Below are 21,055 nucleotides of genomic sequence, written 5' to 3' on the forward strand. Positions count from 1 at the left end.
GGCGGTGTCATCCGCCCGGTCTACGATGCCCCCATGCAGTTCGGCCGGCACGCTCCCGCGATGCGCACCATCGTCCACCTCAGCGACACGCATCTGCTCGCCGGGGGAGCGGCGCTCGGCGGCCGCTACGCCGTCGAGGAGCACCTGCGCGAGACCCTGGCCCGCGTCGAGCAGCTCGAGCAGCGGCCCGACGCGCTCGTGTTCACCGGGGATCTCACCGACCTCGGCGAGCCCGACGCGTACGCGCGGCTGCGCGGCATCGTCGAGCCGGTGGCCGAGCGGATGGGCGCGCCCGTCGTGTGGGTCGCGGGCAACCACGACGAGCGGCCCGAGTTGCGCCGCGACCTGCTGGGGCTCGAGCCCACCGAGGAGCCCGTGACCGGCGTGTGGGACCTCGGCGGCCTGCGGCTCATCGCGCTCGACTCCACGGTGCCGGGCTGGCACCACGGCGAGGTCGACGCGGCGCAGCTCGAGTGGCTGCGCGACGAGCTCGCGACGCCGGCGCCGCTCGGGACGATCCTCGCCCTGCACCACCCGCCGCTGCCCAGCCACGTGCCGCTGTTCGACATCCTCGAGCTGCGCGAGCAGGACGCCCTCGCCGACGTCATCCGCGGCACGGATGTGCGGGGCATCCTGGCCGGGCACCTGCACTACTCCATGAGCGGCACGTTCGCCGGTGTTCCCGTGAGCGTCGCGGCGGCCACGTGCTACACGATGGACGTCGCCCGCGCCGGCCGGCGCGTGAACGGCATGGACGCCGGGCAGTCGTTCCACCTCGTGCACGTGTACGACGACGTCGTGACCCACACGGTCGTGCCGGTGGCGGCGGCCGAGTCCGGCGACTACTTCACGCCCGAGTGGTACGAGCGCATGGCCGCGCTCACCCCGCAGGAGCGACTGGAGCGCTTCTCGCGCAAGCCGCCGCGGGGCTGATCGCCCGCCGCGCCGGCGCTCACGGAGTTCCCGGGCTGCGCGGATAGGCTCGCCGTGTGGCAGCACAGACGCGCACCGAAACCGACTCCCTGGGCTCCCTCGAGGTCCCGGCCGACGCCTACTGGGGCATCCACACCGCCCGCGCGATGGACAACTTCGACATCTCGCGCCGCCCCATCTCGGTGTATCCGGAGCTGATCGTCGCCCTGGCGATGGTGAAGCAGGCGGCCGCGCGGGCGAACCGCGACATCGGGGTGCTCGACGCCGAACGCGCCGATCTCATCGACCGCGCCGCGCAGCGCGTGATCGACGGCGAGTTCCACGATCAGTTCCGCGTGGGGGTGATCCAGGGCGGGGCCGGCACCTCGACGAACATGAACGCCAACGAGGTCATCACGAACATCGCCCTGGAGCTGGCGGGGCGCGAGAAGGGCGACTACGCCTGGCTCTCGCCGAACGACCACACCAACCGCAGCCAGTCCACGAACGACGTGTACCCCACGGCCATCAAGCTCGCCGTCTCGTTCGTGCACGTCGCCCTTCTCGAGGAGCTCGACCTGCTGCGCCGGTCGTTCCTGGCCAAGTCGGTGGAGTTCCGCGACGTGCTCAAGGTGGGGCGCACGCAGCTGCAGGACGCCGTGCCGATGACGCTCGGGCAGGAGTTCCACGGCTTCGCGACGACGATGGGCGAGGATCTGCAGCGGCTGCGCGAGAACGCCGCCCTGCTCACCGAGATCAGCATGGGCGCGACGGCCATCGGCACGGGCGTGACGGCACAGGCAGGCTACGCCGAGGCCGTGCGGCGTCACCTCGCCGAGATCAGCGGCCTGCCGCTCACGACGGCGACCGACCTGGTCGAGGCGACGAGCGACATGGGCGCGTTCATGTCGTTCTCGTCCTCGCTCAAGCGCAACGCCATGAAGCTGTCGAAGATCTGCAACGACCTGCGGCTGCTCTCCTCGGGCCCGCAGGCGGGCCTCGGAGAGATCAACCTGCCGGCCAAGCAGGCCGGCTCCAGCATCATGCCGGGCAAGGTCAACCCGGTCATCCCCGAGGTCGTGAACCAGGTGGCGTTCTCGGTCGTCGGCGCCGACATCACCGTGACGATGGCCGCCGAGGCGGGGCAGCTGCAGCTGAACGCCTTCGAGCCCGTCATCGCGCACTCGATCCTGCAGTCGATCACGTGGATGCGCCAGGCCATGCGCATGCTCCGCATCCACTGCGTCGACGGCATCACCGCCAACCGCGGCCGGCTCGGGGCGATGGTCGGATCGTCGGTGGGGGTCATCACGGCGCTCACGCCGTTCATCGGCTACTCCGCCGCCGCGGCCCTCGCCAAGACCGCGCTGCTCACGGGCCGCAACGTGGCCGACCTCGTCGTGGAGGCCGGGCTCATGACCCGCGAGGAGGTCATCAAGCAGCTGCGCCCCGAGCGGCTGTCGGGCATCGAGCCCATCACGAGCGCGATCCCCGTCATCTCCCCGGAGGACCTGCCCTAACCGGTAGATCCCCGCTGCCCGCGAACCCGCCCTCGATCCGCGAACCCGCGCCGGATGGAGCGCGGGTTCGGCGAGCGAGCGCGGGTTCGGCGGGAGGGCGCAGGGTCAGTCGACGATGCGGCAGTGGGTGGTCAGCTCGCCGATGCCGTCGACGCCGACCGTGACCGTCGTGCCGTCCTGCAGCAGCACCTGGGGCGTGCGCGAGAAGCCGGATCCGCCCGGGCTGCCCGTCGAGATGAGCGTGCCGGGCAGCAGCGTGATGCCCTGCGAGAGGTGCGCGATGAGCGTGGCGACCGACCGGACCATCTGCCCCGTCGATCCGTCCTGCAGCAGCTCGTCGCTGATCCGGGTCCAGATGTGCAGGTCCTGCGGATCGGCGATCTCGTCGGCCGTCACCACGTCGGGGCCCACGGGCGTGAAGCCGTCGAGCGACTTGCAGCGGCTCCACTGCGCCTCGGAGTACTGGATGTCGCGCGCCGAGATGTCGTTGACCACCGTGTAGCCGAACACGAAGTCCAGGGCCTCGTCCTCGCTCACATCCCTGGCGGGGCGGCCGATGATGACGCCGAGCTCCGCCTCGTAGTCGACCGCGCCCGTGAGGCCGCGCGACCACGTCGTGGTGCCGTCGTGCCCGGCGAGCGAGTTCGGCCACAGCGTGAACACCGTCGGCGTGGCATCGGTCTTGAGGTTCAGCTCGCCCGAGTGGGCGGCGTAGTTGAGGCCGACCGCCATGATCGCCGGCGGGCGCAGCAGCGCGGGGGCGTATCCGGCGTCGGCGAACGCGACGCGCTGGCCGCGCCCCGCCGCGAGCGCCTCGCGGATGCCCGTCAGCGCGTCGGGGCCGGCCGCGACGAGCTCGTCCAGCGAGCGCGGCGCATCGTCCACGAGCGTGGCGACCGGGACCGCCTCGTCACCCTCCTTGACGACGAGGGTGGGCGCGGAGCCGCCGGGCAGCACGAGGTGGGAAAAGCGCATCGCTCCATTCTAGGAGGGGCGTCCGCCGGGCCATGGCGCGCGAGTGAACGCGCGGTGACGGCGCCCGGCGGGTGGGCAGAAGTGCCCCTGCGGGCGCGCCGGCGTCGCCCATAGAGTGAGACGCATGACATTCGCGGGCGGGGACACCGGGACGCCGCTGCAGGCGCCCATGCACGCATGGCCGTCGCCCCTGGCGCAGCCCCCGCACGCGCTCCCGGCGACGATCCCGCCGGCCGCGCCGCAGGAGGCGCACCTGCAGCTGCCGCCCGTGCCCACCAAGGGCAGGGCGCCGTGGCTGTGGATCTGGATCCTGCTCGCCGTGCTCGCCGTCGCGGTCGCCGGCTACTTCGTCGCCTCCCTGGGCGTGCTCGGCGTGGCGATCACGAGCGTCGTCGCCCTCGTCCCGTTCGCCGGGGTCATCCTCACCGTCACGCTGGTCATCGATCGCTGGGAGCCCGAGCCGCGCTCGCTCATCATCTTCGCGCTCGCGTGGGGCGCGATCGCCGCAATCGCCCTGACGCTGCTCACGATCCCCGTGCTCGACGCGATCGCCGGCGCGTGGGGCATGGATCCGTTCCTCGCGGAGATCCTCTCGATCATCCTGCGCGCGCCCCTGCTCGAGGAGGGCTGGAAGCTGCTCGGCATCCTGCTCGTGCTGTGGATGGCGCGCAACGCCTTCGACGGGCCGGTGGACGGGATCGTCTACGGCATGCTCATCGGCGCCGGGTTCGCCTTCACCGAGAACATCCAGTACTTCGTGATCGCGCTCTACACGGGCGGCTTCGAGGGCCTCGCGCACAACTTCTTCATGCGCGGCGTGCTCTCGCCCTTCGCGCACGCGATGTTCACGGGCGCGATCGGCCTCATGATCGGGCTGGCCCGGCGCGGCGGGCGCAGCGTGCCGCTGTTCGCCCTGCTCGGCTACGGTCTCGGCGTCGCGCTGCACATGCTCTGGAACGCCTCCGCGGTGCTCGACGTCTTCCTTCCGAACTCGTTCTACACGCTCTACGCGCTCGTGGAGGTGCCGATCTTCCTGCTGTTCATCGGGTGCATCGTGCGGCTGCGCAGGGAGGAGATGCGGCTGACGCGCGAGCGGCTGGGCGAGTACGCCGGCGCCGGATGGTTCACCTGGCAGGAGGTCGACATGCTCGCGACGGCGGCGGGCCGGCGCGCCGGCAGGCGCTGGGCGATGACGCGCAGCGCGCGGGCCGTGGCCCTCATGAACTCCTTCATCCGCGACGCCACGGCCCTCGCGATGGCGCGTCAGCGCGCGCTCACCGGCCGCGACCCCGGCGCCATCGAGGACGAGCACATCCTGCTGCACCGCGCCGCCGCCACGCGGCGGGCGATGCTCGCGTCCTGAGCGCGCGGGGTCTTGACACGCCCCGGTGCGCGGGCGCATCCTGGGCGCAGATCACATTCAGCGCCCGGTCGACTCGCAGACATCGTCGCGGCCCGGGCGCTGAATGCTGTCGCGACCACGACGAACCGCCGGTTTCGCTGTCGGGAGAACCGCGTGTGCATCCGGACCCTCCGTGTTTGTATGGACGCATGAGCGCAGACCGCACCAAGCCCGAGTTCGACGCACCCGAGGGCCCCGCGCCCTCCGAGCTCGTCATCCGCGACCTCATCGTGGGCGACGGCGCCGAGGCGAAGCCCGGCGACACCGTCACCGTCCACTACGCGGGCGTCGAGTACGAGACCGGCGAGGAGTTCGACTCCTCGTGGAACCGCGGCGAGAGCATCCAGTTCCCGCTGCGCGGCCTCATCCAGGGCTGGCAGGACGGCATCCCCGGCATGAAGGTCGGCGGACGCCGCGAGCTGGTCGTCCCGCCGCACCTCGCGTACGGCCCCGCCGGCGCCGGCCACTTCCTCAGCGGCAAGACGCTGATCTTCGTCATCGACCTCATCGACGTGGCCTGAGTCGTCGATCCACCCGAGGCGTCCCGCGCGATTCGTCGCACGGGGAGCCTCGCTGTTTCCCAGATATTCATCCGCCGCTCGGAAATATATGCGGGCGCATAGGTATTGTCATGCGTACACCGCCGTCACCGGCACGACTTCTACGAGGAGAGACATGACCATCGAGATCCCCGGCTACCGTCCCGGCACCTACGCGATCGACCCCGCGCACAGCGAGGTGGGCTTCACCGTCCGTCACATGATGATCTCGAAGGTCAAGGGTGCCTTCCACGTGATCGAGGGCACCATCGTCGCCCCCGAGAACCCGCTCGAGGCGAGCGTCACGGCGAAGGCCGACGTCGCCTCGATCAACACGAAGGACGAGGGTCGCGACCAGCACCTCCGCTCGGCCGACTTCTTCGACGCCGAGAACCACCCCACGATCGAGTTCGTCTCGACCGGCGTGCGCCACGAGGGCGGCGACTTCCTCGTCGACGGCGACCTGACGATCAAGGGCGTCACCAAGCCCGTCACGTTCACCGTGGAGTTCGGCGGCTTCGGCGTCGACCCGTGGGGCAACTACAAGGCCGGCGCCACGGGCACGGCCACGATCGACCGCGAGGAGTTCGGCCTCACCTGGAACGCCGCGCTCGAGACCGGCGGCGTGCTGGTCGGCAAGGACGTCACGATCACGCTCGACCTGCAGGGCGCCCTCCAGGCGTAAGCGGCTCGGGGGAGGGGCGGGTGCCGGAAGGTGCCCGCCCCTTCCGCGTCTGCGGATGGCCGCCCACGTCGCGGTGCGCGACGGCCGCCGCGACTGGTAGACTCACTTGGTTGCCGTTTGATCGGCCGCGGAGAAAGAGAGCTCGCGCATCAGGCGTCGGGCGCCGCGCAACGAGGAGAGAGGGGATCGGTTCTATGGCACTGAATGCAGACGTCAAGAAGGCGATCATCGAAGAGTACGCGACGCACCCCGGTGACACCGGTTCCCCCGAGGTGCAGGTCGCGATGCTGTCGCAGCGCATCAAGGACCTCACGGAGCACCTCAAGGAGCACAAGCACGACCACCACTCGCGTCGTGGGCTGTTCCTGCTCGTCGGTCAGCGCCGTCGACTGCTCGGCTACCTCCAGGACATCGACATCGAGCGCTACCGCTCGCTGATCGAGCGTCTCGGACTGCGTCGATAAGGCACGCGCACCAGCGTTCAATCGTCTTCAGGAGAACCCGTCCCAGGTGTGGGGCGGGTTCTCTTTCTTTTTAGAAGCGTCTGCGCCGCTCGGGCACCGCTTCGCGGTGCCGCTCGCGTGCTCGCGCTCTCGCTCCCGCGAGAGCGAGGCGGCGCTGCGCGCCGCGGGGCGGCCGCATTGGCGGCCGCACGCTCGCGCTTCGCGCTCGCACAGTGACCAGTGGGGGCACCATTGGTTACCCGCCGGTTGCACCTCATCGGCTGCACGTCCTCGGTTGCACCCATCGGTTGCTGAACGGAGGCGCGGAGCGCCGGAGATGAAGCGACCACCGCAACCGGTCGGCGCGCGGGGGTTGCTGCAATCGGTTGCGGAAGTCGGTGAGACAGCATCTGTGCGCCGAGACCGTGGCGTATGGACGCTGCCTCGGCGCGTGGTTGCTGTCTCGCGTCAGCCGGGATAGTGGAGGGGGCGGTCGGAGACCGGGTCGAGGCCCGTGAGCGTGACCCAGCCGTCGGCCAGGAGCGCGGCGTCGCTGCCGGGGACCGGGGTGTTCGGCAGGTCCTCGACGGCGAGCCGCAGGTGACCGGCGCCCCGCTCGCTCAGCGTGGTCTGCACGATGCCGAACGGGGCCAACGGCGCCTCTCGGATGCCCCGCGGCCGCGCGGCGTTCGGCACGTTCACGTTGAGCACCGATCCGGACTCCAGCGTCTCGAGGAACGGCAGCAGCGAGAGGGCGGCGTCGGCGGCCGCCTGCCACTCGAACGTCTCGGGATGCATGCCCACGTCGAGCGAGACGGCCATGGCGCGGGCGCCGTTGAGCCCCCCGGTCAGGGCCGCGCCGACCGTGCCGGAGTGCAGGATCGCGCGGCCCACGTTCGCGCCGTGGTTGATGCCGCTGAGCACGAGCTCGGGCGGATCGCCGAACGCGCCGTGCGCGGCGATGAGGGCGATGAGGCCGGGGCCGCCGCGCACCGCGAACGCCGGCGTCTGCCCGAGCCCCTCGAGGGTGCGCCGCGCGACCGCGATGCGGCCGTCCTCCTCGCCCGCCACGATGGAGGCACTGGTTCCGCTCGACTGGCGCTCGGGGGCGGCGACCGTCACGTCGAGACCGCGTTCCGCGGCCGCCCGCGCGAGCACGGCCAGGCCGGGCGCGTCGATCCCGTCGTCGTTCGTGACGAGCGCCCGCGTCATCGAGCGTCCCCCTCGGGGCGGTCGGCCTCGCCCGCGAGCGCGGCGAGGTCGCCCGGGCTGAGCCGCGGCGTGTCGTCGTCGCCCCCGCCGGGCAGCTCCCGCGCGCGCACCTGCTCGCGCAGCCGCTCGATGGTCCCCGTGTCGCCCGTTCCCAGCCCGTGGCGCGTCACGTTCAGCGCGCCGGCGGCCGCCCCGAGCGTGGCGGCGTCACGCAGCGGCTCGTCCAGAGCGAGCCCGGCGCACAGCCCCGCCGTGAGCGAATCGCCGGCGCCGCGCGTGTCGGCCGCCTCCAACCGGGGCGGGGAGATCTCGACCGCACCCTCCGCATCGAGCAGCAGCAGCGGTCGGCTCGCGCGCGTCACGATCACCGCGGCGGCGCCGCGCTCGCGCAGCGCCGACATGGCCGCCAGCACGGCCTCGGCGTCGTCGCCGTCGAGCAGCCCGTCGTCGCGCAGCTCCTCGTCGCTCACCTTCAGCACGTCCACGCCGCCGGCGAGGGCCCCGTGCATCCGCTCGCCCGAGAGATCGACGACCACGCGCGCGCCACCGGCCCGCAGATCCGCGGCGAGGCGCCGGTACGTGTCGGGCGGCAGTACCTCGTCGCCGTCGGGTCCGCTCAGGCTCACGAGCCCGCTGCCCAGGCCCTCCCGCAGCGCGGCCCCGTACAGCTCGTCCAGCTCGTGGCGGCCGATCGCGTCGCCCGGCGTCTCGGCGACGGGGATGCGCTCGCCGGCGCGCCGGTCGTGCACGTACGCCGCGCCGCGGCCCGCGCGTTCGACCGCGACGACGCGGAACCCCTCGTCCTCGAGCAGCCCGCGCACCACCCGCCCCGTCTCGCCCGTGAGGACGCAGCACAGCGTCACCGACGCGCCGAGCCGGCGCATCATCCGCGCCTGCCAGACGCCCTGGCCTCCGGCGTGCACGTGGATGTCCGGACCCGCGTCGTGATCCTCGATCGTGACGGTGAGGGTGGGGGAGGGGGCGAAGATCGTCACATCGCTCACGTGCTGCTCGCTTCCGCTCGGCCGGTGCTCGCCATGTCGCCACGCTACGACGCGCCGGGGTCGCTTTCATCCCCTTGCGTGCCGCCGCGGCCGTGGCTAGCGCGACCGGCCGGTGCGATCAGGACCGCGCGGCGAGCAGGTCGGCGTGCCACCGCTCGGCCACGTCGGGGTGCGCGCGCAGCCGGGACTTCAGCGCGTTCTGCCCGTAGAGCGCGTGGATCGGGTTGTGCGGATCGTCCTCCACGCCCCGCGCCAGCGCGGCCAGCTCGGGCGGCAGCTCGATGATGGGCAGGCGCGCGTCGAGCGCCGGATTGAAGAAGAACGGGATCGAGATGCGGTCCTCGGGCCAGCGCGGCGAGACGACGCGATGGTTCGTCGCGCGCAGATACCCCTGCGTGGCGTACTCGAGCATCTCGCCGATGTTCACGACGAACGCCCCCTCGACGGGCGGGGCGTCGACCCACGTGTCCCCGCGCTCCACCTGCAGGCCGCGCTTGCCCGGCTCCACCCACAGCAGGGTGAGCACGCCCGAGTCCTTGTGGGCGCCCACGCCCTGCTGCGGCTCCGGCTGATCCGTGCCGGGGTAGCGCACGATCTTGATGAGCGTCTGCGGCTGGCCGAAGTGGCGGTCGAAGTAGTCCTCCTCGGCCCCCAGCGCCAGCGCCCATGCGCGCAGCAGGCGCCGGGAGATGCGGGTGAGCTCGTCGTGCCACTCCTCGACGACCGGCCGCAGGCCGGGCAGCGCCTCGGGCCACAGGTTCGGCCCGATGAGCCGCGCGAACTCCGGCGCGTCCGGATCGGCGACCGGCTCGCGCTCGGGGCCGATGTCGATCTGCTCGCGCCAGTCGACGCGGCCGCGGGTGCGCTCGCCGCCGACGCGGGTGTAGCCGCGGAAGTGCGGGCTGCGGATGTTCTCGATCGCCAGCTTGTCGGCCTCGGGGAGCGCGAAGAAGGCGCGGGCCGCCTCGTGCAGCCGCGCCTCGAGGCCGCCCGGCAGCCCGGTGCCGGTGAGGTAGAAGAAGCCGACCTCGCGCGTGGCGTCGCGCAGGGCGCGGCGGAAGCGCTCGGCCGCCTCGGGGCCGGCGTCGAGCTGGGACAGGTCCAGGATCGGGAGCGAGAGCGTCATGCTCCCGACGGTAGGGGCGTCCCGCCGCGCGCGGGGATGTGTTTCCGAGCGTTACGGGCAGCGCCGGTCACGACGCGGGCGGACCGCTCTCCTCTTCGTGCGCGCCGCGGCCGTCGTGGCCGGGGCGCCGGGGCGGATCGGCGGGCCGGCGGGAGCCGGTCGGGTCGTTCCGGCGGGCGCGGGGCGCGACCGAGGGATCGGCGAACAGCCACGTCGCGCGCGGCTCGACGAGCGGCCGGAAGACGAGGCGCACGGGACGCGTGCCGAGCGCGAAGGCGATCGCCACCGACAGCGCGCTCACCGTGGGCAGCCACAGCCACGTCGGCTCGAGGCCGCGCAGCACCCCCGACTCGCGGAACGGGTAGAGCACGAACGAGTGCAGCAGGTAGACGTACATCGTGTACTGCCCGAACCGGGTCAGCACGGTCTCGCGGCGCGGGATGAGGGCGAAGAACGCCGCCGACAGCACGAGGCCGGCCGCGATCGTGCCGAGCCGGGCGAGGCCGCCCCACCAGTGCCCGCCGGAGATGAGCCCGCCGTAGTCGTCGTCGTAGAAGAACCAGTAGCGCAGCTCGACCTCGCGCCAGACGCCGAGGCCGGACCATGCGATCCAGCCCGCCGCGGCGAGCACCGCGACCGCGAGCGCGCGCGTCCACCACGGGCGCCACTCGATGAGCCGCAGCCGCTCCACCACGTCCCGGTCGCGCAGCCACCAGCCCAGCGCGAAGAACGGCAGGAAGCCGAGGGTGCGCGACAGCGAGAACGTGCTGTCGACGTTGGGCAGGTAGCCCACGCCCACCGAGATGGCCAGCGTCCACAGCAGGGGCCAGCGCAGCAGCGCGAGATACGGCAGCACGAGCCGGAAGATGCCCAGGGCCAGCAGGAACCACAGCGTCCACGACGGCTCCGTGAGATTCGGCTCGGCTTCGCCCTCGACGACCAGCTTCGTCGCCCACCACAGCACCTCGAACACGACGTACGGCACGAGGATGTCGGTGATCACGCGCGCCATCTGCCGCGCGCCCGGTGCGTCGGACTTCGAGAAGTAGCCCGAGATGATCGCGAACGCCGGCATGTGGAACGCGTAGATCGTCAGATACAGCGCGTAGGCGATGTCGGAGTCGTAGATGAGCCGCTGGATGGCGTGCCCGAGCACGACGAGCACGATGCACGCGAAGCGGGCGTTGTCCCAGAAGGGGACGCGCCGCTTGGGGCGCCGGATCGGGCCGGACGCGGTCGCAGGTGGGGTGCTCATCACCCCCGACGTTACCGGTTCGTAACCCGATGCCCCCCTGGCGCACCCCGCGGGGCCGGGGAATAGATTCGAGGTGCGGGCGTTGCAAGGGTATATTCAAGCGCATATAAACGGATCGGAGCCTCCGCAATGAGCGACACCACCTGGCAGGGCATGCAGTTCGGCCTCTTCTCGGTCAGCGACATCACGCGCGACCCCGTGACCGGCTACACGCCGAGCGAGGCCGAGCGCATCCGCGACATCGTCACGATCGCCAAGCACGCCGAGGAGGCGGGGCTGGACGTCTTCGCCCTCGGCGAGCACCACAACCCGCCGTTCTTCTCCTCGTCGCCCACGACGACGCTCGCGTACATCGCCGCGCAGACGGAGCGGCTCATCGTCTCGACGGCCACGACGCTCATCACGACGAACGACCCGGTGAAGATCGCCGAGGACTACGCGATGCTGCAGCATCTCTCGGGCGGCCGCGTCGACCTCATCATGGGACGAGGCAACACCGGGCCCGTCTACCCCTGGTTCGGCAAGGACATCCGCCAGGGCCTGCCGCTGGCGATCGAGAACTACCAGCTGCTGCACCGGCTGTGGCGCGAGGATGTCGTGGACTGGGAGGGGAAGTTCCGCACCCCGCTGCACGGCTTCACCGCGACGCCGCGCCCCCTCGACGACGTGCCGCCGTTCGTGTGGCACGGATCCATCCGCACGCCCGAGATCGCCGAGCAGGCCGCGTACTACGGCGACGGGTTCTTCGCGAACAACATCTTCTGGCCCAAGGAGCACTACCAGCGCCTCATCAACCTGTACCGCCAGCGCTACGCCCACTACGGGCACGGCACGCCCGAGCAGGCGATCGTGGGCCTCGGCGGCCAGGCGTTCATGGCGAAGAACTCGCAGGACGCCGTCGACCAGTTCCGGCCCTACTTCGACAGCGCCCCCGTCTACGGCAACGGTCCGACGATGGAGGACTTCACCGAGATGACGCCCCTGACGGTCGGCTCGCCGCAGCAGGTGATCGACCGGTATGCGGCCATGCGCGACACCTTCGGCGACTATCAGCGCCAGCTGTTCCTCATAGATCACGCCGGCCTGCCGCTGAAGGTCGTGCTCGAGCAGATCGACTTCCTCGGGCAGGACGTCGTGCCCGTGCTGCGCAAGGAGCTCCAGGCGAACCGCCCGGCCGAGGTGCCGGACGCGCCGACGCACGCCGCGCGGGTGAAGGCGAAGTACGGCGACGCCGAGCCGCGCCAGCCCCGCCCCAACGCGAACCGCGGCGACAACGTCACGGGCGGCTCGCCCTACCAGGACGCCCCGGATCGCCGGCCCGTCCAGCCGGGCGCGTTCGGCCCGGCGGCGGATCGGAGGGCCTGACGTGACCCGCATCGTCGTGGTGTCGGCCGGGCTGTCGAACCCGTCGTCGACGCGCATGCTCGCCGACCGCCTGCTGGGTGCGACCGTGGAGGCGCTGGGGGAGCGCGGCGTCGAGGCGGAGGGCCGCGTGATCGAGCTGCGCGACCACGCGCACGCGATCACCGACCACCTGCTCACCGGTTTCGCGCCCAAGGCGCTCGCCGAGGACCTCGCCCAGGTCGCGGCCGCCGACGGGATCATCGTCGTCACCCCGATCTTCACCACGAGCTACTCGGGGCTGTTCAAGTCGTTCGTCGACGTGCTCGAGCGCGAGTCGGTCGAGGGCAAGCCCGTGCTCATCGGGGCCACGGCGGGCACCGCGCGCCACTCGCTCGCGATCGACTACGCCATCCGGCCGCTGTTCACCTACCTGCACGCCCGCCCCGTCTCGACGGGCGTGTTCGCCGCCTCGAGCGACTGGGGTGCCGAGGCCGACTCCGTCGCGCCGCTGCGCGCGCGCGTGGAGCGCGGGGCGCGCGAGCTCGCCGACGCGATCGCCGGGGCGTCCGCCGCACCGCGCGCGGCCGATCCCTTCGACCCCGAGTCGTACCTGGGTGCCGGCGGATCGTTCGAGGACCTGCTGAACAACCCGCCGACGCGCGGCTGAGGTCCGCCCGGAACGCGGGCGGGATCAGATCAGGCGGGGGCGGCCGGCAGATCCGAGGAGGACGTGCCGGCGTCCGCCGCCGGACCGGGAGCGTGCTCGGCCGCGTCGGAGGCGACGACGCGGCGGCCCCGGATGGTGACGTACTCGGCGTGCTTGGCCAGCAGCCCGTCGCCGGCCGTGCGGCCGCGCAGGCGGCGCCAGGCCCACGGCAGTGCGTGCCGGGTGATCCATCGCCCCTCGGGCTCCACGTAGTCCTCGTGGAACGCCGCGTCGAGCGCCGCGAGCTGCGGCGCGTCGCGAACCCCGAGCACCTCGGCCGCGCGATAGGCCAGCAGGCGGTGGCCCGACGAGCTCAGGTGCACCTTGTCCTGCGACCAGTTGCTCAGCTCGCCGAGCTCGGGAAGGGCGTCGACGTCGAGCAGATGGCAGCCGTTCTCGGCGGCGATGCGCCGCAACTCGCTCGCGTAGATCGCGAAGCGGCGGGCGAAGACGCGCACGATCGCGCGCCGCGGCAGGAACGGGGTCACGAGCATGACGTCGGTCCCGCTCGCGCGGAGCGTGCGCACCGACTCCTCCACGCGCGCGGCCCGCGCGATCGGGTCGGCGCCGTGGCCGACGAGGTCGTTGTGCCCCATGAGGATCGACACGAGGTCCGGCTTCAGGGCGAGGGCCGCCGGCACCTGCTCGCGCGCGAGATCGCGCACGCGCCGGCTGCGCACGGCGAGGTTGGCGAAGCGGAAGGTGCGGTTGCCGGTGCGCTCGCCGTCCTGCGCCAGCAGCATGGCCAGGCGGTCGGCCCAGCCGCGGTACTGGCCGTCGGGCATGCGCGATCCGTCGCACAGCCCCTCGGTGAGAGAGTCGCCCAGGGCCACGTAGCGCGACCACCGACGGGTGTCGAGGGGAGGCACCGGCTCGCTCACGCGCACGGCGCCGCGGGCCATCGTGGCCTCGTCGTAGCGGCGCAGCCGGATGGCCTCGCGGTACGCGCCGACGAGCTGCTCGGTGAGCGCCGCCCACGTGCGGGCCTTCACGCTCTCGCGCGCGGCCAGGCCGAAGGAGCGCCGCTTGGCGTCGTCGCCGACGAGATCGAGCACGCGCGCGCGCAGGTCGTCGAGGTCGCCGGGGGTGTAGAGCCAGCCGTCCACGCTCGAGCGGACGAGGTCGACGGGCCCGCCGCGGCCGGTGGCGACCACGGGCACGCCCGAGGCCAGGGCCTCCTGCACGGTCTGGCAGAACGTCTCGCTCTCGCCGGGGTGCACGAACACGTCGAAGCTGGCGAGGGCCTGCGCCAGGTCCTCGCCGCCGAGGAAGCCGGTGAAGACGGCATCGGGCAGCTCGCGCTCGAGGCGCGCCCGCTCGGGGCCGTCGCCGACGATGACCAGGCGCGCGCCGGGGATGTCCCGCAGCGCGCGCAGATCCTCGACCTGCTTCTCGGGCGCGAGGCGGCCGACGTAGCCGATGATGAACTCGCCGGGCGCGATCCGCTCGCGCCACGCGTCGCTGCGCTGCTCGGGGCGGAAGCGCTCGGCGTCGACGCCGCGGCCCCAGCGCCGCACGCGGTCGACGCCGAGGGCGAGCAGCTGGTTCTCGGCGTGCGAGGAGGGGGCGAGCGTCAGCGTGGCGCGGCGGTGCAGTCGCGCGATGTGCGCCGACATGAGGGGCGCGGCGCCCGGGACGCCGTAGCGCTCGGCGTACGAGATCACGTCGGTCTGGTACACCGCGACGGTGGGCGTGCGATTGCGCTCGGCGGCGACGAGGCCCTGCCAGCCCAGCACCGTGGGCGAGGCGAGGTGGACCACGTCGGGGCGGAACTCCCGCAGCACGCGGCGCAGCAGCGGCACGGGCGCCACGGCCACGCGGACCTCGGGATACGACGGCAGCGGGATGGAGGTGAGCAGCGTCGTCCCCGCGGTGTCACCGGATCCCGGTGCCCTGGGGGCGACGATGAGCGTCTCGTGGCCCATGGCCTCGAGATGCCGGACGACCTGCAGCACGGAGTTCGTGACCCCGTTCATGTGCGGAAGGAACGACTCCGCGACGACCGCGACTCGCATGTCTCCAGCGTGGCGGTCCCCGGCGCGCCGAGACCGACGTTGCCGCGCCGCTTTCGCGAACGTTCACCGCCCGCCCGCGTCTGTTCACCCGCGGGCCACGCGCCGTTCCCGTACGGGGCCGTCAGCGGTCGATCTCGCCCGCGCCCCTCGCCTCATCGAGCTCGTCGGCGAGCGGCCCCGGCTCGTCCTCGATGCGCTCGTCCGCATCGAGGGTCGGGGGAGGCAGCTCCAGGTCGGCCTCGTCGTCGAGATCGACCTCGCGCTCGTCGTCGGGGTTCCGGTCGTCCTCCGGGCCGCGGTCGCGGAAGACCTCCTGGGCGTCGCTCATCGATGCTCCTTCACGGGCTGTCGTCACGGGAATCGATCGCGTCGCGGGCGGGCCGTCGACGCCTGCCGACCATAACCGGCGCGCGACGCGCGGGTCGAGCGGGCAGACACCGCGCATGCGGCGCTGGTAGGCTGAGCGCGTCCGCGTCTCGCGGGCAGACAATTCCATACCCGAGGAGCAGGCTGGCAGGAAGCTGGTCCCCTGAAGTGATCTCCCGGTTCCTGAGAGACCCGGTGGATTTCTCCTGGTGGCCAGCGCAGGCGAGCTGATCGCTTTCGAGCGAGTGCCATTGCGCGCCCATATCTGACTGTTCCTGCTTCTTTCGTCTCCCGCGCGCTCTGCGCGGGCGAACAGAAGGAGACAGACCTCTTGGAAGGTCCTGAAATCACCGCCGCCGAGGCCGTTCTCGACAACGGCCGCTTCGGCACCCGCACCATCCGCTTCGAGACGGGCCGGCTCGCGCAGCAGGCCCAGGGCGCGGTCGCCGCGTACCTCGACGACGAGACCATGCTGCTCTCGGCGACCAGCGCGTCGAAGAGCCCCCGCGAGGGCTTCGACTTCTTCCCGCTGACCGTCGACGTCGAGGAGCGCTCGTACGCCGCGGGCAAGATCCCCGGCTCGTTCTTCCGCCGCGAGGGACGCCCCTCGACCGAGGCGATCCTCGTGTGCCGCCTCATCGACCGCCCGCTGCGTCCGTCGTTCGTCGACGGCCTGCGCAACGAGGTCCAGATCGTCGTCACCGTGCTGTCGATCGCCCCGGGCGAGTACTACGACGCCCTCGCGATCAACGCCGCCTCGGCGTCGACGCAGATCTCGGGCCTGCCGTTCTCCGGCCCGATCGCCGGCGTGCGCCTCGCGCTCATCCCGGGCGTCGGCGAGCACGAGGACCAGTGGGTCGCGTTCCCGAACCAGGAGCAGGTCGAGCAGGCCGTCTTCGACCTCATGGTCGCCGGTCGCGTGCTCGACAATGGCGACGTCGCGATCATGATGGTCGAGGCCGAGGCCACCGAGAACAGCTGGAACCTCATCCAGGGCGGCGCCGTCAAGCCGAACGAGGAGATCGTCGCCGGCGGTCTCGAGGCCGCCAAGCCGTTCATCAAGCAGCTCGTCGCGGCGCAGGCCGAGATGGCGAAGGGCTCGACACGCGCGCCGCTGGAGTTCCCGGTCTTCCCCGCCTACAGCGACGAGACCTACGCGTTCGTCGAGGGCAAGGCGCTCGAGGAGCTGTCGAAGATCTACCAGATCGCCGACAAGCAGGAGCGCCAGGACGCCGACGACGCGCTGAAGGCCGCGGTCAAGGCCGAGCTCATCGCGAAGGTGGAGGCCGAGGAGCTTCCCGCCGCCGCGCCGCTCGAGTTCTCGGCCGCGTGGAAGTCCGTCACGAAGAAGATCGTGCGCGGCCGCATCCTCACCGAGGGCGCCCGCATCGACGGCCGCGGGCTGGCGGACATCCGCCCGCTCGACGCCGAGGTCCAGGTGATCCCGCGCGTGCACGGCTCGGCGATCTTCCAGCGCGGCGAGACCCAGATCCTGGGCGTCACCACGCTGAACATGCTCAAGATGGAGCAGCAGATCGACTCGCTGTCGCCCACGACGAGCAAGCGCTACATGCACCACTACAACTTCCCGCCGTACTCGACCGGTGAGACCGGCCGCGTGGGCAGCCCCAAGCGTCGCGAGATCGGGCACGGCTTCCTCGCCGAGCGCGCCCTCGTGCCGGTGCTGCCGAGCCGCGAGGAGTTCCCGTACGCGATCCGCCAGGTGTCCGAGGCCCTCGGCTCCAACGGCTCGACGTCGATGGGCTCGGTGTGCGCCTCGACCCTGTCGCTGCTGAACGCGGGTGTGCCGCTGCGCGCCCCCGTCGCCGGCATCGCCATGGGCCTCGTGTCCGAGGAGGTCGACGGCCAGACGCGCTACGCCGCGCTGACCGACATCCTCGGCGCCGAGGACGCCCTGGGCGACATGGACTTCAAGGTCGCGGGCACGGCCGAGTTCGTCACGGCCCTGCAGCTCGACACCAAGCTCGACGGCATCCCCTCCGAGGTGCTCGCCGGCGCGCTGACCCAGGCCAAGGACGCGCGCCTGCGCATCCTCGAGGTGCTGAACGCCGCGATCGACGCGCCCGACGAGATGGCGCCGACCGCGCCGCGCGTCATCAGCGTGCAGATCCCCGTCGACAAGATCGGCGAGCTGATCGGCCCCAAGGGCAAGACGATCAACGCGATCCAGGACGAGACCGGCGCGCAGATCTCGATCGAGGACGACGGCACCGTGTACATCGGCGCGACCGACGGCCCCTCGGCCGAGGCGGCCCGCGCGCAGGTGAACGCGATCGCCAACCCCTCGAACCCCGAGGTCGGCGAGCAGTTCCTCGGCACGGTCGTGAAGATCATCCCCTCGGGTGCCTTCATCTCGCTCATGCCGGGCAAGGACGGTCGCATGCACGTGACCCAGATCCGCAAGCTCAACGGCGGCAAGCGCGTCGAGAACATCGAGGACGTCGTCTCGGTGGGCCAGAAGATCCTGGTCCGCATCGCCGAGGTGGACGACCGCGGCAAGCTCGCGCTCGAGCCCGTCGTCGAGGAGAAGGCCGAGGAGTCGGCGGAGGCTCCCGCCGAGGCCTGATCCCTCGCTCCGACGGCCCGGTCCGCCTCCCACACGGGAGGGGCCGGGCCGTTCGGCGTCCTGGGCACTTCTGCCCGCGCGCTCGGCGGGGCGCGGGCGCCGTCCGGCGGTACAGTGGGAGCCGTCGGGGAGGGCGACATGGCGTGGAACTGGGGCAGGGCGATCCCGTCGCCGGAGCCGGCCGTTCCCGCGCACCCGTCCGCCCCCATTCCCGTGCAGGGGCCGGGCATCGGCAGCGCCCTGCGCGCGCCGCTCGGCGAGACGGGCATCGAGGTCTTCCCGCTCATGCTCGGCGGCGGCGAGTTCGGCTGGACGGTCGACCAGCGCGCGAGCGAGGCGGTGCTGGACCGGTACGCCGAGCACGGCGGGAACGCGCTGCACACGTCCGACCGCTTCGGCGGCGGGCGCAGCGAGCACGTCATCGGCAGCTGGATGCGCAGCCGCGGCGTGCGCGACGACATGGTCCTCGCGGTGCGCGTGGGCGGTCATCCGGATCACCCCGGCCTGGGCTCGGTCGACCTCGTGCGCGCCGTGGAGTCCTCGCTCGAGCGGATCGGCACGGATCGCATCGACGTGCTCTATCTCGACGCGACCGGCTACGACGCGCCGCCCATCGAGGACGCCCTGGCGACCGCGCAGTGGCTCGTGGAGTCCGGCAAGGTGCGCGCGCTCGGGGTGTTCGGCTTCTCGCCCGAGCAGCTCGTGGAGGCGCGCATCCTGGCCTCGGCAGGCTATCCGCGCATCGAGGCGATCGACGTCGCGTTCAACCTGCTGCGGCCCCGTGTGCTCGAGGGCGATCTGCGGCTCGTCGTCTCGGCGCAGGGCATCGCCGTGACGCCCTCGCACCCGCTCGAGCACGGCTTCCTCAGCGGCAAGCACCGCTCGCGGTCGGATGCCGCGAAGTCGGTGCGCGGCGCGCAGCTGGCGGAGCGGATCAACCGGCGGGGCGGGCGCCTGCTGAAGGCGATGGACGAGATCTCCGCCGAGCTCGGCGCGCCGCACGCCGCGATCGCCATCGCGTGGCTGCGGGCCCAGCGCGGCGTCGTCGCCCCGATCGCGAACGCGTTCGACCCCGCCCACGTCGACGAGCTCGTGCAGGGCGTGGGCCTCGCGCTCTCGCGCGCGCACATCGCCGAGCTCGCGCGCGCGGCCGCCTGAGGCGACGCCCCGGGAACCCGCCGGGGGAGGGGTGACATAGGCTGGTCGAGGGTCGCGCCGAGGCGGCGCCGGGGCGGAAAGGGACGCGAGATGACGCACTACATCTACCTCGTCCGGCACGGCGAGCAGCAGGACGCCGAGCACGGGGTGGAGGACGGTCCGCTCTCCCCGCGGGGCCGCAGGCAGGCCGAGGCGCTGGCCGACCGGCTCTCGGGCGTGCCCTTCGACGCCGTGTGGCACTCGCCGCTGCAGCGCACGAGCGAGACGGCACGCTACGTGGCCGAGCGCATGCCCGCGATCGAGCCGCAGCCGCACGCGCTGCTGTTCGACTGCGTGCCCACCGGCATCACCGACGAGACGCCCGCCGCCTACGAGCCGTTCTTCGGGGCGGTGACCGACGCGCAGATCGACGCCGGGCGCGCGCAGATGGCCGACGCGGCGGCCGAGTTCCTCGTGCGCAAGGCCGGCGAGGTGCACGAGCTGCTCATCACCCACAACTTCGTCATCTCGTGGTTCGTGCGCGAGGTGCTCGACGCGCCCGAGTGGCGCTGGATGACCCTGAACCAGACGAACTGCGGCCTCACCGTGATCGCGCAGAAGCCGGGCCGTCCGTGGGCCCTGCTCACCCACAACGACGTCGCGCACCTGCCGGTGGAGCTGCGCACGGGCCTGCCGGAGGAGCTCGAGGTCCTCGTCTGAGGCGGCCGCCCGGCGAACCTAGACTGAACGGGTGAGCACACCCTTCATCCTCGACACCGACACCGCCCAGGACGACTGCGTCGCGATCCTCGTGGGCCTGCTCGACCCGGCCGCCGATCTGCGGGCCATCACGATGGTGGCGGGCAACGTGGGCTTCGAGCAGCAGGTGCGCAACGCGTGGATGACGCTCAACGTGGCCGACCGCCTCGACGCCGTGCCGATCTTCCTCGGCGCCCAGCGCCCGCTCATGCGCGAGTGGGTCTCGGCCGAGAACGTGCACGGCGACGGCTCGGGCGGGCTGAGCATGGACGACTCCGGGCTCGAGCCCCAGGCCGAGAACGCCGTCGACGCGATGCTGCGCATCACGGCCGAGGCGCCGGGCGAGGTCTCGATCGTCGCGATCGGGCCGCTCACGAACGTCGCGCTCGCCGTGATCCGCGATCCGGAGTTCGTCGGCCGCGTGAAGTCGCTCTACGTGATGGGCGGCTCGAACAACGGCCGCGGCAACATCACGGCCGCCGCCGAGTTCAACTTCTACGTCGACCCCGAGGCCGCCCGCACGGTGTTCGAGGCCGGATTCGCCGACCTCGTCGTCGTGCCGTGGGCGCCGCTCACGTTGCGCGACGCGGTCTTCGACAAGGACCGGATCGCGCGCCTCGCGGGCATCGGCACGCCGCTCGCGCGGTTCGTCGAGCGGGTGTGCCGCGGCACGCTCGCGTTCGACGAGTCGGTGGGCATCCCCGGATCCACCCACCCCGATTCACTCACCGCGGCGCTGCTGCTGCACCCCGAGCTGATCACGGCCGAGGCGCCGTACGCCGTGGACATCGAGACGTCGTCGGAGCTCACGCGCGGCTACTCGGCGATGTCGTGGGGCGTGCACGGGCTCGCGCCGAACGCCCGCGTGATCGAGGCCGTCGACGGCGAGGGCTTCTACCGCTACCTCAGCGGCCTCGTGTCCGAGCCGACCACGCCGCCGCGCCCGTTCGCGCCGGAGCTCTGAGCCGCTCGTTTCCCCGCCGTTACCGTCTGGTCGCAGTTCGATAACGCCTTGTTCATCCCGCCGCTTTATGTGAATACTCGCGGGAGCGCCGGTTTATCGTTGTG

Annotated in this window: 19 protein-coding genes; 12 read left to right on the forward strand and 7 right to left on the reverse strand. The window is 72.1% G+C overall.

The window, feature by feature from the left end:
* The first annotated feature begins 33 nt into the window (after window positions 1-33).
* The gene (locus tag ACYVJ0_RS08260) at window positions 34-933 is read left to right on the forward strand and encodes a metallophosphoesterase (protein ID WP_460817197.1); all 900 of its coding nucleotides are present in this window, start codon (window positions 34-36) and stop codon (window positions 931-933) included.
* Between the two features lie 56 nt (window positions 934-989).
* A complete protein-coding gene (locus ACYVJ0_RS08265) occupies window positions 990-2,432 on the forward strand; it encodes an aspartate ammonia-lyase (protein ID WP_460817199.1) in 1,443 nt (480 codons plus the stop codon).
* 105 nt (window positions 2,433-2,537) lie between these two features.
* Here the strand turns inward: ACYVJ0_RS08265 and ACYVJ0_RS08270 are convergent, their stop codons facing one another.
* Window positions 2,538-3,407 (reverse strand): fumarylacetoacetate hydrolase family protein, encoded by an 870-nt coding sequence (locus ACYVJ0_RS08270; protein ID WP_460817201.1) that lies wholly within the window; start codon window positions 3,405-3,407, stop codon window positions 2,538-2,540.
* Between the two features lie 124 nt (window positions 3,408-3,531).
* Here ACYVJ0_RS08270 and ACYVJ0_RS08275 point away from each other — a divergent pair, with 124 nt between their 5' ends.
* The 4 genes from ACYVJ0_RS08275 (at window position 3,532) to rpsO (ending at window position 6,497) form a co-directional block, all read left to right on the forward strand.
* Entirely contained in the window at window positions 3,532-4,770 is a 1,239-nt protein-coding gene (locus ACYVJ0_RS08275; protein ID WP_460817202.1) for a PrsW family intramembrane metalloprotease, read from the forward strand.
* A gap of 188 nt (window positions 4,771-4,958) precedes the next feature.
* Window positions 4,959-5,330, forward strand: a complete 372-nt coding sequence (locus tag ACYVJ0_RS08280) for an FKBP-type peptidyl-prolyl cis-trans isomerase (RefSeq protein WP_460817204.1) — start codon at window positions 4,959-4,961, stop codon at window positions 5,328-5,330.
* Between the two features lie 154 nt (window positions 5,331-5,484).
* On the forward strand, window positions 5,485-6,033 hold the full coding sequence (locus tag ACYVJ0_RS08285) for a YceI family protein (protein WP_449855183.1): 549 nt from the start codon (window positions 5,485-5,487) through the stop codon (window positions 6,031-6,033).
* 194 nt (window positions 6,034-6,227) lie between these two features.
* Entirely contained in the window at window positions 6,228-6,497 is a 270-nt protein-coding gene (rpsO, locus tag ACYVJ0_RS08290) for a 30S ribosomal protein S15 (RefSeq protein ID WP_449855182.1), read from the forward strand.
* Between the two features lie 447 nt (window positions 6,498-6,944).
* On the opposite strand, the gene surE is transcribed toward rpsO, so the two are convergent.
* The 4 genes from surE to ACYVJ0_RS08310 all read right to left on the reverse strand — a co-directional run bounded on the left by surE (window position 6,945) and on the right by ACYVJ0_RS08310 (window position 11,073).
* Window positions 6,945-7,688: a 5'/3'-nucleotidase SurE gene (gene surE / locus ACYVJ0_RS08295; protein WP_460817207.1), complete on the reverse strand. Its 744-nt coding sequence runs from the start codon at window positions 7,686-7,688 to the stop codon at window positions 6,945-6,947.
* Window positions 7,685-8,692, reverse strand: a complete 1,008-nt coding sequence (locus ACYVJ0_RS08300; protein ID WP_460817209.1) for a 1-phosphofructokinase family hexose kinase — start codon at window positions 8,690-8,692, stop codon at window positions 7,685-7,687. Before ACYVJ0_RS08300 ends, surE begins: the two co-directional genes overlap by 4 nt.
* Before the next feature lie 118 nt (window positions 8,693-8,810).
* Complete coding sequence (locus ACYVJ0_RS08305; RefSeq protein ID WP_460817211.1) at window positions 8,811-9,818, reverse strand: isopenicillin N synthase family dioxygenase; 1,008 nt, start codon at window positions 9,816-9,818, stop codon at window positions 8,811-8,813.
* 67 nt (window positions 9,819-9,885) lie between these two features.
* Complete coding sequence (locus ACYVJ0_RS08310; protein WP_460817213.1) at window positions 9,886-11,073, reverse strand: acyltransferase family protein; 1,188 nt, start codon at window positions 11,071-11,073, stop codon at window positions 9,886-9,888.
* Between the two features lie 153 nt (window positions 11,074-11,226).
* Between ACYVJ0_RS08310 and ACYVJ0_RS08315 the strand changes: the two genes are divergently transcribed.
* Together ACYVJ0_RS08315 and ACYVJ0_RS08320 are read left to right on the forward strand one after the other, a co-directional pair.
* Window positions 11,227-12,438: an LLM class flavin-dependent oxidoreductase gene (locus ACYVJ0_RS08315; RefSeq protein WP_460817276.1), complete on the forward strand. Its 1,212-nt coding sequence runs from the start codon at window positions 11,227-11,229 to the stop codon at window positions 12,436-12,438.
* A gap of 55 nt (window positions 12,439-12,493) precedes the next feature.
* On the forward strand, window positions 12,494-13,084 hold the full coding sequence (locus tag ACYVJ0_RS08320) for a CE1759 family FMN reductase (protein WP_460817277.1): 591 nt from the start codon (window positions 12,494-12,496) through the stop codon (window positions 13,082-13,084).
* Between the two features lie 29 nt (window positions 13,085-13,113).
* On the opposite strand, the gene ACYVJ0_RS08325 is transcribed toward ACYVJ0_RS08320, so the two are convergent.
* Together ACYVJ0_RS08325 and ACYVJ0_RS08330 are read right to left on the reverse strand one after the other, a co-directional pair.
* A complete protein-coding gene (locus ACYVJ0_RS08325) occupies window positions 13,114-15,138 on the reverse strand; it encodes a GDSL-type esterase/lipase family protein (protein ID WP_460817215.1) in 2,025 nt (674 codons plus the stop codon).
* 121 nt (window positions 15,139-15,259) lie between these two features.
* Window positions 15,260-15,466, reverse strand: coding sequence for a hypothetical protein (locus ACYVJ0_RS08330; protein WP_449854667.1), 207 nt, complete (start codon window positions 15,464-15,466; stop codon window positions 15,260-15,262).
* Between the two features lie 369 nt (window positions 15,467-15,835).
* Here ACYVJ0_RS08330 and ACYVJ0_RS08335 point away from each other — a divergent pair, with 369 nt between their 5' ends.
* The 4 genes from ACYVJ0_RS08335 to ACYVJ0_RS08350 all read left to right on the forward strand — a co-directional run bounded on the left by ACYVJ0_RS08335 (window position 15,836) and on the right by ACYVJ0_RS08350 (window position 20,951).
* Window positions 15,836-18,091 (forward strand): polyribonucleotide nucleotidyltransferase, encoded by a 2,256-nt coding sequence (locus ACYVJ0_RS08335; RefSeq protein WP_449854668.1) that lies wholly within the window; start codon window positions 15,836-15,838, stop codon window positions 18,089-18,091.
* A gap of 138 nt (window positions 18,092-18,229) precedes the next feature.
* Window positions 18,230-19,249 carry an aldo/keto reductase gene (locus tag ACYVJ0_RS08340; RefSeq protein WP_460817217.1) on the forward strand — a complete coding sequence of 340 codons (1,020 nt, stop codon included), beginning with the start codon at window positions 18,230-18,232 and terminating at the stop codon, window positions 19,247-19,249.
* Window positions 19,250-19,339: 90 nt separating this feature from the next.
* Window positions 19,340-19,948, forward strand: a complete 609-nt coding sequence (locus tag ACYVJ0_RS08345) for a histidine phosphatase family protein (RefSeq protein WP_449854670.1) — start codon at window positions 19,340-19,342, stop codon at window positions 19,946-19,948.
* Window positions 19,949-19,979: 31 nt separating this feature from the next.
* Window positions 19,980-20,951 carry a nucleoside hydrolase gene (locus tag ACYVJ0_RS08350; RefSeq protein ID WP_449854671.1) on the forward strand — a complete coding sequence of 324 codons (972 nt, stop codon included), beginning with the start codon at window positions 19,980-19,982 and terminating at the stop codon, window positions 20,949-20,951.
* The last annotated feature ends 104 nt before the right edge of the window (window positions 20,952-21,055 follow it).

It is taken from the genome of Microbacterium petrolearium (assembly GCF_054782875.1).